At 59.0% G+C, this 16,686-nt stretch carries 13 protein-coding genes; 2 read left to right on the top strand and 11 right to left on the bottom strand.

All coding sequences use genetic code 11. The annotated features are described in order from the left end of the window. Positions 1 to 231: 231 nt before the first annotated feature. The 3 genes from PCPL58_RS16330 to PCPL58_RS16320 all read right to left on the bottom strand — a co-directional run bounded on the left by PCPL58_RS16330 (position 232) and on the right by PCPL58_RS16320 (position 3,117). Complete coding sequence (locus PCPL58_RS16330) at positions 232 to 1,293, bottom strand: SDR family oxidoreductase (protein ID WP_065349921.1); 1,062 nt, start codon at positions 1,291 to 1,293, stop codon at positions 232 to 234. An 89-nt stretch (positions 1,294 to 1,382) separates the two neighbouring features. Beyond that, positions 1,383 to 1,781, bottom strand: a complete 399-nt coding sequence (locus tag PCPL58_RS16325) for an NUDIX hydrolase (protein ID WP_003369317.1) — start codon at positions 1,779 to 1,781, stop codon at positions 1,383 to 1,385. A 304-nt stretch (positions 1,782 to 2,085) separates the two neighbouring features. Beyond that, entirely contained in the window at positions 2,086 to 3,117 is a 1,032-nt protein-coding gene (locus PCPL58_RS16320; RefSeq protein WP_065349920.1) for an NAD(P)-dependent alcohol dehydrogenase, read from the bottom strand. A 230-nt stretch (positions 3,118 to 3,347) separates the two neighbouring features. On the opposite strand from PCPL58_RS16320, the gene PCPL58_RS16315 reads away from it, so the two are divergent. Further along, positions 3,348 to 6,257, top strand: coding sequence for a bifunctional diguanylate cyclase/phosphodiesterase (locus PCPL58_RS16315; RefSeq protein WP_065349919.1), 2,910 nt, complete (start codon positions 3,348 to 3,350; stop codon positions 6,255 to 6,257). Positions 6,258 to 6,425: 168 nt separating this feature from the next. Continuing rightward, positions 6,426 to 6,980, top strand: coding sequence for a hypothetical protein (locus PCPL58_RS16310; protein WP_003369324.1), 555 nt, complete (start codon positions 6,426 to 6,428; stop codon positions 6,978 to 6,980). Between the two features lie 210 nt (positions 6,981 to 7,190). Here the strand turns inward: PCPL58_RS16310 and PCPL58_RS16305 are convergent, their stop codons facing one another. The 8 genes from PCPL58_RS16305 to PCPL58_RS16270 all read right to left on the bottom strand — a co-directional run bounded on the left by PCPL58_RS16305 (position 7,191) and on the right by PCPL58_RS16270 (position 16,613). Further along, positions 7,191 to 8,129, bottom strand: a complete 939-nt coding sequence (locus tag PCPL58_RS16305; protein WP_065349918.1) for a carbohydrate kinase family protein — start codon at positions 8,127 to 8,129, stop codon at positions 7,191 to 7,193. A gap of 22 nt (positions 8,130 to 8,151) precedes the next feature. Then, entirely contained in the window at positions 8,152 to 9,633 is a 1,482-nt protein-coding gene (gene xylB / locus PCPL58_RS16300) for a xylulokinase (RefSeq protein WP_065349917.1), read from the bottom strand. A gap of 10 nt (positions 9,634 to 9,643) precedes the next feature. After that, a complete protein-coding gene (locus PCPL58_RS16295; RefSeq protein ID WP_065349916.1) occupies positions 9,644 to 11,125 on the bottom strand; it encodes a mannitol dehydrogenase family protein in 1,482 nt (493 codons plus the stop codon). 17 nt (positions 11,126 to 11,142) lie between these two features. Beyond that, the gene (locus tag PCPL58_RS16290) at positions 11,143 to 12,249 is read right to left on the bottom strand and encodes an ABC transporter ATP-binding protein (protein ID WP_003434157.1); all 1,107 of its coding nucleotides are present in this window, start codon (positions 12,247 to 12,249) and stop codon (positions 11,143 to 11,145) included. A 30-nt stretch (positions 12,250 to 12,279) separates the two neighbouring features. Beyond that, the gene (locus PCPL58_RS16285) at positions 12,280 to 13,113 is read right to left on the bottom strand and encodes a carbohydrate ABC transporter permease (RefSeq protein WP_003369336.1); all 834 of its coding nucleotides are present in this window, start codon (positions 13,111 to 13,113) and stop codon (positions 12,280 to 12,282) included. A 10-nt stretch (positions 13,114 to 13,123) separates the two neighbouring features. After that, positions 13,124 to 14,056: a carbohydrate ABC transporter permease gene (locus tag PCPL58_RS16280; RefSeq protein ID WP_003369337.1), complete on the bottom strand. Its 933-nt coding sequence runs from the start codon at positions 14,054 to 14,056 to the stop codon at positions 13,124 to 13,126. Between the two features lie 87 nt (positions 14,057 to 14,143). After that, positions 14,144 to 15,466 carry an ABC transporter substrate-binding protein gene (locus PCPL58_RS16275; protein ID WP_003434156.1) on the bottom strand — a complete coding sequence of 441 codons (1,323 nt, stop codon included), beginning with the start codon at positions 15,464 to 15,466 and terminating at the stop codon, positions 14,144 to 14,146. A gap of 241 nt (positions 15,467 to 15,707) precedes the next feature. Continuing rightward, the gene (locus PCPL58_RS16270) at positions 15,708 to 16,613 is read right to left on the bottom strand and encodes an AraC family transcriptional regulator (RefSeq protein WP_003434154.1); all 906 of its coding nucleotides are present in this window, start codon (positions 16,611 to 16,613) and stop codon (positions 15,708 to 15,710) included. Positions 16,614 to 16,686 lie beyond the last annotated feature (73 nt).

Genomic DNA, 16,686 nt, shown 5'->3' with positions numbered 1-16,686 from the left:
CGTTCTCTCAAGGCCATAGCCTGTATGGGCTTGGGGGTATTGCTCCTCTCCTTGACATGGTGGGGGTCGTTGGTTCGAGTCCAATCGCGCCTACCAAACAAAATCCGCTCTGCTGGGCGGTAAAAAAAGGGTCAACCGAAAGGTTGGCCCTTTTTTGTTGTGCTTGCGTTACCCGTAGAAAGTGCCAGCTCTCGTGCCAATGCGAGCATTGGCACGAGAGCGTGAGCAGCTTCAGGGAATCAGGCGGTCACGACGCAGCTTTTCAAACACGTCGAAGAACGCATCGTCACTGGCCTGAAATGCCGTGAAGCCCAGTTTGCGGCTCTTCGACATGTCAGTGACTACTTCAATCGGACGGCCGAGATCGGCATCGCTGTGCCATGGCGAAATCAAGCGGTTGATGTCACTTTCCTTGAGCTGATGCTCGCGAACAATGTCATCCCAGATTGCTTGATCGTTGGCCATCTGCGTTTCCAGCGGGGCTGGCTCGCTCGGGAAATCGGCTGGCTGCAAGCCGAAGTATTCGGCGATCTGTCCCCACATCCAGCTCCAGCGGAACACATCGCCGTTGGTGATGTTGAACGCCTGATTGGCCGCTGCAGGTGTGGTCGCGGCCCACAGTTGCTGGCGGGCCAGCTGCAGCGCATCGGTCATGTCGGTCAGGCTGTCCCACTGCACACGGGAGCCCGGGAACACGAAAGGTCGGCCCGTGGCTTTACAGATCGAGGCGTAAACGGCCAGAGTCGTCGCCATGTTCATCGCGTTGCCGACGGCGACACCGGTCACGGTGTGCGGACGATGGACGCTCCAGGTAAAGCCATCCTTCTCTGCGGCAGCGAAGACTTCGTCTTCCTGGGCGTAGTAAAAGTTCTCGATATCGAGGCGCGCCTGCGATTCCCTGAACGGCGTTTGCGGCAGGGTGCCTTTGCCATACGCTTCAAACGGGCCGAGGTAATGCTTGAGGCCGGTCACCAGTGCGACATGCTTGACACTGCCAGCGGGCCGCACAGCGTCCAGCACGTTACGCACCATCGCGGCATTGACTCGGATGTTTTCTGCTTCAGTGGCCTGACGCGACCATGTCGTGATGAAAACGTGGGTGGGCTTTAAATCAGCCAGAGCCACACGTACGGACTCCGGGTTCTGCAGGTCTGCAGCAACCGGGATCACGCCGGGCCGCGCTGACGGGCTACGGGAGAGGGCGGCAACCTGCCAATCGTTTTCCAGTAACAACTGCGTGATTGCGCTGCCGACAATGCCACTTGCGCCAACAACCAGGGCGGTCTGAGTCATAGGGGTCTCCTGAGACGGGGAAGAAAGTAATGAACCGTCTGCTGTCTCAGAACAGAATCAGGCCATACCGTTCAACCCGATTGTCCCGATTACCCCGTCACATGGCTCCGTGCACCGGAAACGTCTTCGGACTCGTTGGCATATGACTTGACGATGGTTTTGGTCGCACTGCTGGCTTTCAGGTCGTCAAGTTTCTGCGGCGCAAGCCATTTGCAGGCAGCAATTTCGTTCTGCGGCGATGGCTCGCTGGAGGCTGGAACCTGAGCGGTAAAAACGTAGTGGGCCACTTGATCCTTCTCGTACACATCGAGGTACAGAAGATCAAGGTCGGCAAGCCCGGTTTCCTCGCACAGTTCACGCACTGCGGCCTGGAAGGGCGTTTCACCCGCTTCAATCCTGCCGCCGGGCAATGCCCAGCGGGATTTCGGTTTGCGCACGTAAAGGACCTGGCCGTCACGTTTGCAGATGACTGTCGCGCGTTGTTTCATAATCCGTTCACCTGTTAAACGTCCGTTGACATGAGTATCTGCAAGGACTGCGTGAACTTGAGACTCAAAGACAGTCAGTGGTAGTCACCAAAATGTAATAAATAGTTCATTTTAGCGGGTGCGCCGCTCAGGTCTTAGCGTGAAACAGCCAGAGCGAGTCGCACAGCAGACGGGTTGCAGAGGTCTGCAACCCGTTTGCTGCATTAGAGTATGGACATCAGTGGGCGGTTAGCCGCGTTCGGTTCACCGGGGGCGACGTACGGCATGTCCGTGCGCTCAGCCTTCCCTGGCTGTTGGCTGCACGTCAGGCAGCGTTCGAGTCGGCAGCCGCTTCCTGCTTGAGGCTGTCCATGTCGATGACAAAGCGATACTTGACGTCGCCCTTGAGCATCCGCTCATAAGCCTCGTTGATGTCCTGCATGTTGATCATTTCGATGTCGGAAACGATGCCGTGCTCGGCGCAGAAATCCAGCATTTCCTGGGTTTCCTGAATGCCTCCGATCAACGAGCCAGCCAGGCTGCGACGTTTGAAGATCAGGTTGAACACCGCTGGTGAGGGATGCGGTTCTGCCGGCGCGCCGACCAGTGTCATGGTGCCGTCGCGCTTGAGAAGAGACAGAAAGGCGTCCAGATCATGCGGCGCTGCGACCGTGTTGAGGATAAAGTCCAGGCTGTTGGCCTGAGCGGCCATCTGTGCCGCGTCTTTGGATACGACTACTTCGTCGGCGCCCAGGCGCAAGCCATCTTCTCGCTTGTTGGGGGAGGTCGTGAACAGCACAACATGTGCGCCCATGGCGTGGGCAATCTTGACGCCCATGTGGCCGAGACCGCCAAGCCCGACAATGCCGACTTTCTTGCCCGGGCTGACCTTCCAGTGGCGCAAGGGGGAATAGGTGGTGATACCCGCGCACAACAGCGGCGCTACGGCGGCCAGGTTGGCATCATGAGAGATGCGCAAGACGAACTTTTCCTTGACCACGATCTTGTCGGAGTAGCCGCCGAATGTGTTCTCGCCGCCAAATACCGGGCCATTGTAGGTGCCCGTGAAGCCGCTCTCGCAATATTGCTCGTCACCCTCGGCGCACGATGTACATTGCTGGCAGCTGTCGACCATGCAGCCGACCGCCGTGACCCGGCCGACGATTTCGTGACCCGGAACAGAAGGATAGAGTGTGTTGTGCCACTCATTGCGCGCAGTGTGCAGGTCCGAGTGGCACACGCCGCAGTAAAGGATGTCGATCTGAACATCGTCAGCGCCGGGCGAGCGACGTTCGAATTGATGGGGTTTGAGTATGTCTTGGGCAGATTGCGCTGCGTAGCTGTACGTCTTGACCATTACTGTCACCTGTTCAATTGAATAAATGTAACGCCGTACGACAGCATAGCCGAGCCTCGCTGCGCGGCAATGCACCTGAATCTGACACATGAGGGAGCCGTGTAGTGCCCTGCGTCACACAAGCGTCATAGGGGAATACAAGGGTCTGCCAAAAAGGTATGAACTTTGCAACAATGCCTGACACGCTTGTAATCTCTGGTCATTATTTTAAGGATGACCGCCGTCGGCTCATGCATCTGGGTGTTTCCATGACAGTCTCACTTCTGGCCACGGGCCTTTGCCCAAGCGTAGCGTGCACCTCACGTACTCCCGGCAGCGCCTTGGCAGCCAACCGCGACCGATTCTCCTGTCACGCGTCTATCGAAGCACTCATCAGCGCCGCACGCGAGCAGATAGCGGATATTGCCTGGGCTGCATACGCCGCTGGCGAACTGAAATGCCTGCTCGGACAGGGCGACAACACCGTTGTCTGGCCAGCACACATCGCGGCTGAAGACTTCGAAGCGTATTGCGCTCAATTGCAGCTGCATTGCCGGGTCGCAGGGCAGGGCGAGGGCGTGCTGGGCTGGGTGTTGGCACCGATGGCCGACAAAGACCACCCCCTGCTGGTGGATCTGGCCGCCAGACTGGGCTCGCTGTTGCAGACCGCCGCGTTGATCCGCGCGCAGAACACTCAGCGGGTTCTGTATGAAATCAGCCTGCTGGCGAGCTCCACGCTGGACCGCGGCGCTTTTCTGCAAGGCATTCATGAGCAATTGGGGGCGCTGATCGATGCCGAGAACTTCTACGTTGCGCTGTATGACCGGCAAAGCGGCAAGATCACTTACCCTTATTACATTGACCGTTTCGATGACGAAGCGATGGCTCACGAGACGTTCGAGTTTATCGACGCTGACCGGATGTCGCTGACCGGGTATGTCTTGAGCAGCGGGCAGCCTTTGTTTCTCGATGCCGCCTGCATCGAACTGGCCAAAGCCGAAAACCGCTTTTACTGCGTCGGACGTCTGCCCGAGTTCTGGATGGGCGCGCCCTTGAAAAATGCATCGGATGAAGTGTTCGGCATGGTCGCGATGCAGGTTTACGATGTGTCTCGTGTCTACAGTGCCCAGGATCGTGCATTGTTCGCCGTCGTGTCGCGCCATGTGGCGATGGCACTGGACCGGCAGTTGCGCCGAACTGACCTGGAGCAGGTGGTAGCCCTGCGCACGCAACAACTTTCTGCAGCCAATGACGCGTTGCGTCAGGAAGTCAGGGATCGCGAGCGTGCCGAGCATCTGCAGAGTGCCCTGTTCCAGATTGCCGAGCTTTCCAGTCAGCCCGGCGACATGAACGAGCTTTTCCGCAGCCTGCACATGATCGTCGGCGAGCTGCTGGTGGCGCTCAATTTCTACATCGCGCTTTACGACAGCGCGACGGGCGAAGTGACCTTTCCGTATTACATTGACGAGTTCAAGCCCACGCCGCCGCGTTCACGACGCGGGCAGCGAGGGTTTACCGAGTATGTGATAGGCCAGCGGCGACCGTGCCTGATCGATTACGATGAAGCCCGCAGGCTGGAAAGCCTTGGCGAGATCGAGGTCCAGCGACAATCCGGTCGTTGTTCTTCATGGCTGGGCATTCCGCTGTTCGACGGCGGACAGGTTCGCGGTGTGCTGGTGGTGCAGAGTTATTCCAAGGACGTCAGCTATACCTTGCGCGATCAGGAACTGCTCACCTTTGTTTCTCGTCACATCGATACGGCACTGTCCCGGCGCAGCGCGGCAGACGCGATCCATACCGCCAATGTTTTGCTTGAAGCCAGGGTTCGAGACAGGACCCGTGAGCTGGATCGGGCCAACGCCAGACTGCAGCACGAAAACTCCCACGACTCGCTGACCGGGCTGCCCAATCGCAGCCATTTGCAATATCGCCTGAGGCATGCCTGGCAGGACTTCTGCTGCGATGGCCAGCAACTGATCGTCATGTTCATCGATCTGGATCGCTTCAAGATGATCAATGACAGCCTTGGCCATCACTGCGGCGACATCCTTCTGGTGCAGGCCGCCGAGCGTTTGCGCAGTTGCATGCGCGAAAAGGACCTGTTGGCGCGGCTGGGCGGTGACGAGTTCGCCGTGTTGAGCATCGACACGCCGTTGCAGACCGGCACGGAGATTGCCCAGCGAATACTGACGGCGTTCGAGCAGCCGTTCGTGATCGATGATCACACGGTTTTTTCCTCCTGCAGTATCGGTGTGGTGGGCGCCGACAGCCGCTTCCATCAGGAGCCGGCTGACCTGCTGCGCGATGCCGATACCGCCATGTACCGGGTCAAGAATGGTGGCCGGGACAGCTTCGCGGTGTTCAATCAGGCGTTGCGTCGCGAGGTATCGGATCAGGTCGAGCAGGAGGGCGCCTTGCGCACGGCGCTGAAACGTACGGATCAGTTGATTCCCTATTTTCAGCCGGTGATTTGCGTCAATAGCGGAAAGTTGCTGGCGTTTGAGGCGCTGATCCGCTGGTGCATGCCGGATGGGCGAATCGTCGGGCCAGAGAGCTTTCTACCTGCGCTAGAGGGACTGCGTCTGATTGGCCGTCTGGACTTTTACATGCTCAAGCGTGTGGTTGCCATTCTGGCGCAACCCGAAAACGGTCATTGGCCACCCGTGCATGTGAACTGTTCGAGTTACAGCATCACCCGTCCGGCATTCGCGGCGGAAGTGCTGGCGATGCTTGCCGAACACAATGTTGCGCCCGAGCGTCTGTGCCTGGAGCTCACCGAAGGCGCACTGGTGGCCGATCCCGAGCAGGCACGCCTGTCAATGAAGCTTCTGGCCGAGCACGGCATGTCGGTCATGCTCGACGATTTCGGCGCGGGCTTCTCTTCGCTCAGCTACGTGCACCAGTACCATTTCAGCGGATTGAAAATCGACAAGTCGTTTATCTTCGGCCTGGCTTCCAGTGTACGCAGCCGCGCGATTGTGCGTGCCATCGTGCGCATGGCCGAATCCCTTGATCTGACCGTGGTTGCCGAAGGGGTCGAGGACCGTGAAACCCTTGAGCTGCTGCGTGAGATTGGCGCCACACAGGCGCAGGGCTACTACTTTTCCGAGCCGCTGCCGATTGAGCTGTTGAATATCAACACCGGCCGTGCGGCAGGCTGAAGCTCGGCCAATGCTTGCCGCAGGCGGCCGGATGCATCCGTTTTTTGACGCGATCTGTATGCCCTGTTTTTATTTAATCTTTAAAAATCAACAGGTTAATTATTTGTAGAACAGTTGGCACTGGACTTGCTGTTGAACCTGCGCAACAGGTTCATCAGGAGGTGAGAGATGATTATTGGCACGAGTGCGCTTGAGCAGCTTGTTTCCCGAGCTGTCGTCGGGCGCAAGACCGTAGACGAGGTGTCCCAGGACGCCTTCAGCTCGGTCGCTGCCGCTGGCCTGACATCAGGTTCGGCACCGGTTACCGCGCAGACCAGCAGTTCGACATCGCAGGACAGCAAGCAGGACAACAGTGGTTACAACGAATCCTTTGCACGGATGATGATCAACCTGAAATCCGCCGGTGATACGTCACTGTCGGAAAAGACGGCTGACCGTGACAATGGTGTCATCGGTTCAGTGGCTGGTACCACCAGCACCACTGACACGGCATCGACGGATTCGGTACAACAGAAATTCATGGACTCTCTGAAGCAGACAGCCGAAGAGAAAGTGCGCGAAAAGCTGACGGGCATCACCCAGAAAGACTACGACGCCATGGCACCTCAGGACCAACTGGCCATTGACCAGAAGGTTCAGGACGCGCTCAAGGACAAGCAGAACGACGTTGCGGATGACATCAACACCCGCATCAGAGGTATCAAGGCCGGTATGGTGGCCTGATGTTTGTTCGGCGACGTTGATGACCTTTTCGTGAACAAGCGAAGCGTCGCCCGGCTCACTCCCACCTAGGGAATGCTTTCCGATGGAGTTAAGTATCGATACTTTCTCCCTTCAGACATGCATTTAATGGGTGGGAGTGAGCTTGCTCACGAAGACTACCTCCATACACCGCAGTTGATGCGGGTGTATGGAGGTAGTATTCAAGCCCTCTCACCCCAATTGATGCCTGTACGGCAAATCCGGCCCGACCTTTGTGCAGGTCAGCGCGGCCGCGCCGACGGCAAAATTCAGCATCTCGTCCAGTGTTTCCCGTGACAGCGTTGACAAGCCTTGCGGCGTATCGAGCTGGCGTTCACTGAGGAAGGTCAGCAGCGCGGCCTGAAAAGTATCCCCGGCCCCGACGGTATCGGCGGTGGCCACGGTTTTTGCCGGCACCGACCAGGTGCCGTGCTGACGGGTGAAGACGCTGGCGCCTTGCGTGCCGCGGGTGACGATGACCAGTTGCGTACGCTTGCCGAGCCAGCCTTCGGCAATCTTTTGTGGGTCGCTGTCCGGGTACAACAGGTGGAGGTCTTCGTCGCTGACCTTGATCAGGTGCGCATGCTCGGCGAATGCTGCGACCTGGCTGCGCCAGCGCTGAATGTCCGGTGCCGGGTTGAGGCGCACATTGGGGTCCAGCGAGATCAGGCGGGTGCTGCTTTCACGGGCTACCAGCGCCAGCAGCGTGTCGGCAATCGGCTGCACCACCAGTGAAAACGAGCCGACGTGAATGCCGCGTACCTGCCCGTCGACTTGCGGCAGGTGTTCCAAGCGCAACTGGCGGTCCGCGCAGCCATCGCCTCGAAAGCTGTAAGTCGGCGATCCATCGCTGCCCACGGCGACCATGGCCAGTGTAGTGGGTGCGTCGAATTCGATCAGGTGATCGGTATTCACGGTTTCCTTTTCCAGCACGGCACGCAGCCGACGACCCAGGTAATCGGTGGACAGCCCGGCCAGGAAGCTCGCTTCCACACCCAAGCGGCGCAGGCCGATCGCAACGTTGAACGGAGAGCCACCGGCAATCGCATCAAACCCCAATCTGTTCAGGGAACCGCTGTCATCAGCGCGGGTGAAAATGTCGAACAGTGCTTCGCCACAAACCAGAAACATAAGTGCTCCATGAAAAAACGGTTCAAACCTTGCGCAGTTGCGCCTGATAACGCTGATAGACCTGCTGATAGGCGGCCACATTATGCACCACGGGGTGCGTCTCACTGCTTTGATCGAGACTTACGCAGCGTTCGCACAGTTGCTGCAGGTCCTGTACCTTGCCGTTGGCGTGCGACCAGCACCAGGCCGCCTGAATGGCAGCGCCCAGCGCAGCGGCTTCCGAGTGGTCGGTGCAGATCACCGGGGTGTTCATAATGTCGGCTACGATCTGCCGCCATACCGCACTTTTCGAGCCTCCGCCGATCAGGCGGATCTTCTCGCTTTTGATACCGCTGTCGCGCAGCAGATCGAGACCGTAGCGAAGGCCGAAGGTGGTGCATTCGACCACCGCGCGGGACAGGTTGGCCTGGTTCAGATTGGTGCTGTCCAGCCCGACGATGCTGCCGGTAGCGTCGGGCAGGGCGGGCACGCGTTCGCCATTCAGAAAGGGCAGCATCAGTACGCCTTCGGCACCGATCGGCGCCTGGGCGACCGCTTGGTTGAAGCCGGCGATGTCGAGGGCGAACAGCTCGCGAATGGCGGTCGTCGCGTTGGTCAGGTTCATCGTGCAGATCAGCGGCAACCAGCCGCCGGAGGATGAGCAGAAGGTCGCGACCGATTCATGCTCGCTGACCCGTGCCTCATCGGCATAGGCATACACCGTACCGGAAGAGCCGAGGCTCATGGTGATCAGCCCCGGCTGGATATTGCCCGTGCCAATCGCGCCCATCATATTGTCGCCGCCACCACTGGACACCAGAGCGTCAGGGTTCAGGCTCAGTAATCGGGCAACTTCAGGACGCAGCACGCCGACCGGTTCGTGGGCTTGCAACAGCTGCGGAAGTGCCTTGCCCAACCGGCCGCTCGGGTCGATGTGCGCAAGCAATGGCAGGTCCCACTCGCGAGTGCGCACGTTGAAGTAGCCGGTGCCCGACGCGTCGCCAAACTCGGTGCAGCAGCGACCGGTCAGCCAATAGTTGAGGTAGTCGTGGGGCAGCAACACTTTGTCGATCCGCTCGAACAGCTGCGGGAACTGCTCCTTGGTCCACAACAGTTTGGACACGGTATAGCCTGGGGCGATGACCAGGCCAAGGCGTTGCAGCGACCCCTGCGCGCCTCCCAGTTCGTCCAGCAGGCGCTGGTTTTCCGGTGCCGACTCGGTGTCACACCACAGCTTGGCCGGGCGCAGTACCTCGCCGTGGGCATCGAGCAGCACCAGGCCGTGTTGCTGGCCTGACACACCGATGCCCTGGATCTGCTGGCCGGAAACGCCCGACGCTGCCAATGCCTCGCGGGTCGCCTGTTGCAGCGCGTCCAGCCATTGCTGCACGTCCTGTTCACGGCGGCCGTTATGGTCGCTGATCAGGCTGTGCGGCGCCGAGCCTTCACCCAGCACGTTGCCGCTTTCGGTATCGAGCACCAACACCTTGGTGCCCTGGGTCCCGCAATCGATTCCAAGAAACATGGGAAGTCCCTCAGGCGCTGGCGGTCAAAAGTTTTTCCAGTGTGCCACTCACACCCAGCGTGCGCAGATCATTGAGGTTCTGCTCGAAAGCCGCCACGAAGGCTGCGGATTTCGGAATGGCCGAGCCAAATATTTCTTCCACCGCCAACAAGCGCTCGGCAATGAGCGCGTCATCAGCCACCAGCGCCTGGCAGAACTCGGCACGCGGGTCAGGAATCCTGTAGGTCGTGCCGTTCTCGTCAACACCCTTCAGGTACAGCGCCCATGCGGCGACTACCAGTGAGGCACGTTCGAGATTGCCCTGATCGACGATCAGACGATTGATCGTCGGAATGGTGAACTTGGGAAATTTCGACGAGCCGTCCGAGCAGACCCGTTCCAACTGGTCGGCAATCGCCTGGTTGGAAAAGCGCTCGATCAGGGTGTCTTTGTAACCTTCCAGGTCGATGCCTGGCACCGACGCCAGTTGCGGGGTGACATCAAGGTCCATGTAGGCGCGGATATAGCTCACGAACAGCGGGTCATTCATGGTTTCGTGTACAAAACGATAACCTTTGAGGAAGCCCAGGTAGGTCAGTGCCAGATGACTGCCGTTGAGCAGTTTGATTTTCATCTCTTCATAGGGCGTCACGTCATCGGTGAATTGCACGCCGACTTTCTCCCATGCCGGGCGACCATTGACGAACTTGTCTTCCAGCACCCACTGCACGAACGGTTCGCAGACCACCGGCCAGGCGTCGTCGATGTGTTTATCGTCTGCCAGTTGCAGACGGTGGGCTGCGCTGGTCATCGGTGTGATACGGTCGACCATCGCGTTGGGAAAGCTGACGTTTGCCTTGATCCAGTCGTGCAGCTCGGCATCGCGCAACGTGGCAAATGCCAGCAATGCCTTGCGTGTCACTGCGCCGTTGTGTGGCAGGTTATCGCAGGACATCAGGGTAAAGGCCGGCGTGCCTTGCGCCCGGCGCCGCGCCAGCGCGGCGCAGAGGAAGCCGAATACCGTCTTTGGCTGATCCGGATTCGCCAGGTCGTGCTGGATCTGCGGCAGATGGGCCATGAACTGACCGTTGCTGTCGTCAATGCAGTAACCGCCTTCGGTGATGGTCAGCGAGACGATGCGGATGTCCGGGCTGGCAAGCTTGTCGATCAGCGCCTGCGGACTGTCATCGGCCAGCAGCATGCCGCTGATCGAGGCAATGATGCGGGTTTGGGTATCGGGTGTGTCACCCAGTTCATAGAGCGTGTACAGGTAGTCCTGTTGTGCCAGAGCGTCGCGCACGGCCTTGTCTTCAGGACGCAGGCCCACGCCGCAGATGCTCCACTCGAAGCCTTCGCCGCTGTTCATCAGCGCATCGGTGTAAAACGCCTGGTGCGCACGATGGAAGCCGCCGACGCCGATATGGGCAATGCCCTGGCGAGTGCTGTCGACGGTGTAGGCGGGCAGGGCAATGTCGGCGTCCAGTCGGGACAGATTGTTTTTATTCAGTTTCATGAAGGGCTCTCCGGAACTCAGGCGGCGGCAGTCTGCAAGGCTTTGGCAATCACCAGACCTTGAGCGTCGAACAGGTGGCAGTGGGCACTGTCGAGATGCAGGTTCAGCGTTTCGCCGTACTGGCTGGCCAGATCACCACGAATACGCATGGTCAGCGCCTCGCCCGAACGGGTGCGCACGTGACAGTACGTGTCGCTGCCAAGGCGTTCGCTGACATCGGCAATCACCTGCAACTGGCAATCCTCACTCTGGGCAAGGTTCAGGTGTTCCGGGCGGATGCCCAGCGTCACAGCGGCGCCAACGCTTTGTCCTGCGCCATTGACCGGCAGGCTGATACGCGTTCCGGCATCCAGCTCGACTTCGCAACTGCTGCTGTCCGCCCGGCTGATCCTGCCCTTGAGGAAGCCCATTTTCGGCGTGCCGAGGAAGCCGGCAACGAACAGGTTGGCCGGGTGGTGATACAACTCGAGCGGCGAGCCGACCTGCTCGACCTTGCCGCCATTGAGGACGACAACCTTGTCGGCCAGGGTCATGGCTTCCACCTGATCATGCGTCACGTAGATCATGGTGGCCTGCAACTCTTTATGCAGGCGCGACAACTCCAGGCGGGTCTGCACGCGCAGCGCGGCGTCGAGGTTGGACAGCGGCTCGTCGAACAGGAAAATCTTCGGGTTGCGCACAATGGCCCGGCCAATCGCGACACGCTGACGTTGTCCGCCGGACAGCTGCTTGGGCTTGCGCTCCAGCAGTGGTCCGAGCTCCAGAATACGTGCGGCTTCATCGACCTTCTTCTTGATCTCGGCCTTGTCACCGCCCGCCAGGTCCAGCGCAAACGACAGGTTCTTGCCGACGGTCATGTGCGGATACAGCGCATAGGTCTGGAACACCATGGCCAGGTCACGCTTGGCCGGGGTCACCTGAGTGATGTCCCTGCCATCGAGCTCGATGGTTCCCGATGTCACTTCCTCGAGCCCGGCGATCAGCCGCAGCAGGGTGGATTTGCCGCAGCCCGAAGGCCCGACGAAGACCACGAACTCGCGGTCTTTCACGTCCAGGTCGATGCCCTTGATGATCTGGTGACCGTCAAAGCCTTTTTGCAGATTGCGGATGCTCAGATTAGCCATGTTGGACTCCTTCTTGTTCTTTGGGCCGGGCTATTTGACAGCGCCGAACGACAGGCCGCGAACCAGTTGTTTCTGACTGATCCAGCCGAAAATCAGAATGGGCGCACAGGCCAGGGTCGAGACCGCTGACAGCTTGGCCCAGAACAACCCTTCGGGGCTGGAGTAGGAAGCGATCAAGGCGGTCAACGGGGCCGCGGCGGACGAGGTGAGGTTCAGCGACCAGAACGCTTCGTTCCAGCACAGGATCAGCGACAGCAACGCGGTGGACGCCAGGCCGCCCTTGCAGATCGGCATCAGCACGCGAAAGATTTCCTGGCGGGTGCTGGCCCCGTCCAGCCGCGAGGCCTCGAGGATCTCGCCGGGGATATCCTTGAAGTAGGTGTAAATCATCCAGACCACGATCGGCAGGTTGATCAGCGTATAGATGATGATCAGTGCCAGCCGCGAATCCAGCAGGCCAAAGGTCTTGGCCAGCAGATAGATCGGCATCAGCACGCCCACCGGCGGCAGCATCTTGGTAGACAGCATCCACAGTAGCGTGCCTTTGGTGCGCTTGGTCTCGAAAAACGCCATGGAATATGCCGCAGGAATCGCGATCAGCATCGCCAGTACCGTCGCGCTGAAGGAAATCAGCACCGAGTTCCAGGCAAAATGGAAGTAATCGCTGCGCTCCTGAATGTGCAGGTAGTTTTCCAGCGTCGGGGTGAAGAACAGCTGTGGCGGTGTCGCGAACGCATCGATCTCGGTCTTGAAGCTGGTCAGGACCATCCAGAAGATCGGAAAGAACACCAGCGCAGCGATGATCCAGGACAGGGCCCCGAGCAACAGGCTTTGCAGACGGCGTGATTGTTTGAGGGTCATCATGGCAAGGTCCTCATGACTTGTCGGTGAGGTTTTTGCCGATCATCCGGATCAGGATGATCGCCGCGATGTTGGCTATGACCACTGCAATCAAGCCGCCCGCCGAGGCCATGCCGACGTCGAACTGCAGCAGCGCCTGGATGTAGATCAGGTAAGCCAGGTTGGTCGAGGCAAAGCCCGGCCCGCCATTGGTCGTGGTGAAGATTTCAGCGAATACCGAAAGCAGGAATATCGTTTCGATCATTACCACCACGGCAATCGGACGTGCCAGGTGCGGCAGGGTCAGGTGCCAGAAGATTGCCAGGGGACCTGCGCCGTCCAGCCGCGCCGCTTCTTTCTGCTCTTGATCGAGCGACTGCATGGCGGTCATCAGGATCAGGATCGCGAACGGCAGCCATTGCCAGGAGACGATGATAATGATCGACAGCATCGGGTAATGGGCGAACCAGTCGATGGGTTGCGCGCCGAAGAACTTCCAGACCGCCGCGAGTACGCCGGACACCGGGTGGAAAATCAGGTTTTTCCAGATCAGCGCACTGACCGTGGGCATGATGAAGAACGGCGAGATCAACAGCACACGGACGATTCCACGACCGAAAAACTCACTGGCTTCCAGCAGCGCCGAAATCAGCACGCCGAAGATCACGCTGATCGCCAGCACACTGCCGACCAGCAGTAAGGTATTGCCGGCACCCGGCAAAAAGCCGCTGTCGGTCACGAAGTACTGGAAGTTTTCCAGGCCGACGAATTCGTTTTCGCCAGGGGAGAGCAGGTTGTAGCGGATCAGCGAGAAATAAATGGTCATGCCCAGCGGCACGATCATCCACACCAACAGAAGCGCCACCGAAGGACTGACCAGAAACCAGCCCGGCTTGAATCGACGGCTTTTGAGCGGTTGCTGTTCGCCGGACAAGTCCGTGCGTTCAGGGGAGGCTGAGGTATTCATGGGGAGCTCCGAACCGAATTGCACCAGAGTTGTTGCGCAGTTGAGCGGCAGGGCGAAAGCATCGGCTTTCGCCCTGGTGCGTGACGGTTACTTTTTCGGGTAACCCGCTCGTTTCATGTCGCGCGCGGTAGCGGTTTGCGCATTCTGCAAGGCTTGATCCACAGTGGACTGACCTATGAGTGCTGCGGAGAACTGCTGACCGACGCTGGTGCCGATGGCCTGGAACTCGGGAATGGTGACCAGTTGAATGCCGACGTAAGGCACGGGCTTGAGGGTTGGCGACTTGGGATCGACCTTCTTCAACGACTCAAGCGTGATGTTGGCAAACGGCGCTGCCTTTTTGTACTCGTCGGTGTAGGTCGAGGCTCGGGTGCCCGGCGGTACGTTGGACACGCCGTCGGTATCGGCAACCAGTTTGGCGTACTCTTTCGAGGTGGCCCACTGGGTGAACTCGGCAGCGTCCTTGGTGTTCTTGGCGCTGGTCGGGATCGCCAGCGACCACGAGTACAGCCACGACGAGCCCTTGTCGGTCACCTCATGCGGGGCGTAGGTGAAGCCGACGCTGTCGGCCACTTTGCTCTGCTTCTTGTCGGTCACGAACGAACCGGCAACGCTGGCGTCGACCCAGATGGCGCACTTGCCGCTGTTGAACAGCGCAAGGTTCTCGTTGAAACCGTTGCTGGAGGCGCCCGGCGGCCCGGACTGCTTCATGGTGTTGACGTAGAAGTTCAGCGCATTCTTCCACTCTGGCTGATCGAACTGTGGCGTCCACTTCTCATCGAACCAGCGTCCGCCAAAGGCGTTGGCCAGCGTGGTGATCAGCGCCATGTTCTCGCCCCAGCCAGCCTTGCCGCGCAGGCAGAGACCGTACTGTTCCTTGGATTTGTCGGTCAGTTTGCCGGCGAACTCGGCGATCTGCGTCCAGGTAGGGCGCTCTGGCATGGTCAGGCCGGCCGCCTTGAACAGGTCGGTGCGGTAGTAAGTGATCGAAGCTTCAGCATAGAACGGCAGGGCGAACAGTTTGCCGTCCACCGACAGGCCGTCACGCACGGAAGGGAACACATCGTCCAGCTCGTAACTGGCGGGCAGGTCTTTCATTTCCTGCAACCAGCCTTTCTGACCCCAGAGTGAGGCTTCGTACATGCCGATGGTCAGCACGTCGAACTGGCCGCCCTTGGTGGCGATGTCGGTGGTCAGTCGTTGGCGCAGGACGTTCTCTTCCAGCACGACCCAGTTGAGCTTGATGTCGGGGTGCTTTTCTTCGAAGGTCTTGGAGAGGCGCTGCATGCGAATCATGTCACTGTTGTTGACCGTGGCGATGGTCACGGTCCCCGCTGTGGCACTGCCACTGAACACGAAACAGGTACTGAGGACGGAACTGGCGAGCAGAAGTTTTGCTGAGTTCTTCATTGATCACTCCTCTTCCACGCCCAAAGGACTGTAGAAGGATGGTTATTGTTTTTTTTCTCTTCCGGAGGTGAGGAAGATGTGCACTGATTACACCGGCGTTCGGTCTGAAAGACAAATCCTGCGCCGCACTCTGACTGATACTTTTTTGCACTCGGGTGCGAAAAGCCAACAGCGCCGAATCGCCCATAGGACGGCTTCGACGCATCTTCAGCGTAGACGATGAGGGCGAGAGCGGGGCGAATCAGTACAGGTTTTGTTCGGTCAGACGCTGAACGGCGAGGCGGCGGTAGTGCGACGGGGTCATGCCCTTGAGTTGCTGAAAGCGCCGATTGAAATTGGAAATATTGTTGAATCCGGACTCGAAGCACACATCGGTGACCGGTTTGTCGCCGTCGGCAAGCAGTTCACACGATTTGCTGATGCGCAGCCGATTGACGAACTCCACGAAGCAGCGCCCGGTAGCCTGTTTGAACACCCGGGAAAAATAGGTCGGCTTCATGCCCAGATACTCGGCGACTTCCTCCAGCGGCAGCTCGCGGCCATAGTGGGTGAAGATATAGTCCACCGCCCGGTTGGTGCGATCCACACTGTGCTCGTCCGCCGTGTGGGCCACCGCCGTGCCTGACAGCAGCTGGTAGTCGTCGCTGGCGGCCAGCAGCTCGAGCAGGATGAAGAAGTGGCCCAGGCGAGTGATGCCTCGTGAGTCGGCGATCTTCTGCATTTGCTTCATGGCCTGACGAATCGTGCGTTTGCAGCGAAATTCGATGCCGTAGCGGGCGCGCTCCAGTAAAGGCGTCAGGGTCTTGAGTTCGGCAAACACCTGATTGCCGCTTTCCAGCAGCTCGTCGGTAAAGTTGACCAGCATGTCGCGCTTGGGCACCACCTCGCCATCGTCGATCTGGCTGATCCAGTTATGCGGCAGGTTGGGGCCGGTGAGAAACAGGCTGGCAGGATTGAAATTGCCGATGTAGTCGCCGACAAACACCTTGCCAGAGCTGGCGACAATCAGGTGCAGCTCATATTCCTTGTGGAAGTGCCAGCGCACCAGCGGGCAGGGAAAACCGTGCTCGCGGTAGATGATCGACAGACCGTTGTGGTCGTCCATCAATTCGTAGGAAGGGTCGGCGATTCTTGTTGTTTTATTCATTGGCGATGTCATGTTCATCCGTTGCCAAAAGAGTAATGTGCCTGATTTTTCAGTTCAATGCCCGGTCGTTGGC

This window comes from Pseudomonas cerasi (assembly GCF_900074915.1).
Classification (GTDB): Bacteria; Pseudomonadota; Gammaproteobacteria; order Pseudomonadales; family Pseudomonadaceae; genus Aquipseudomonas; species Aquipseudomonas cerasi.
Note: the sequence above shows the minus strand (reverse complement) of the source record. Positions and strands in the feature narration are given on the sequence as shown.

Bases quoted from the DNA above. Each gene is read 5' to 3' on its own strand.
- PCPL58_RS16285 (WP_003369336.1), bottom strand. From the start codon at position 13,113: ATGATGACCCTCAAACAATCACGCCGTCTGCAAAGCCTGTTGCTCGGG.
- PCPL58_RS16310 (WP_003369324.1), top strand. From the start codon at position 6,426: ATGATTATTGGCACGAGTGCGCTTGAGCAGCTTGTTTCCCGAGCTGTC.
- PCPL58_RS16270 (WP_003434154.1), bottom strand. From the start codon at position 16,613: ATGAATAAAACAACAAGAATCGCCGACCCTTCCTACGAATTGATGGAC.
- PCPL58_RS16315 (WP_065349919.1), top strand. From the start codon at position 3,348: ATGCATCTGGGTGTTTCCATGACAGTCTCACTTCTGGCCACGGGCCTT.
- PCPL58_RS16290 (WP_003434157.1), bottom strand. From the start codon at position 12,249: ATGGCTAATCTGAGCATCCGCAATCTGCAAAAAGGCTTTGACGGTCAC.
- xylB (WP_065349917.1), bottom strand. From the start codon at position 9,633: ATGTTTCTTGGAATCGATTGCGGGACCCAGGGCACCAAGGTGTTGGTG.
- PCPL58_RS16295 (WP_065349916.1), bottom strand. From the start codon at position 11,125: ATGAAACTGAATAAAAACAATCTGTCCCGACTGGACGCCGACATTGCC.
- PCPL58_RS16305 (WP_065349918.1), bottom strand. From the start codon at position 8,129: ATGTTTCTGGTTTGTGGCGAAGCACTGTTCGACATTTTCACCCGCGCT.
- PCPL58_RS16330 (WP_065349921.1), bottom strand. From the start codon at position 1,293: ATGACTCAGACCGCCCTGGTTGTTGGCGCAAGTGGCATTGTCGGCAGC.
- PCPL58_RS16325 (WP_003369317.1), bottom strand. From the start codon at position 1,781: ATGAAACAACGCGCGACAGTCATCTGCAAACGTGACGGCCAGGTCCTT.
- PCPL58_RS16280 (WP_003369337.1), bottom strand. From the start codon at position 14,056: ATGAATACCTCAGCCTCCCCTGAACGCACGGACTTGTCCGGCGAACAG.
- PCPL58_RS16320 (WP_065349920.1), bottom strand. From the start codon at position 3,117: ATGGTCAAGACGTACAGCTACGCAGCGCAATCTGCCCAAGACATACTC.
- PCPL58_RS16275 (WP_003434156.1), bottom strand. From the start codon at position 15,466: ATGAAGAACTCAGCAAAACTTCTGCTCGCCAGTTCCGTCCTCAGTACC.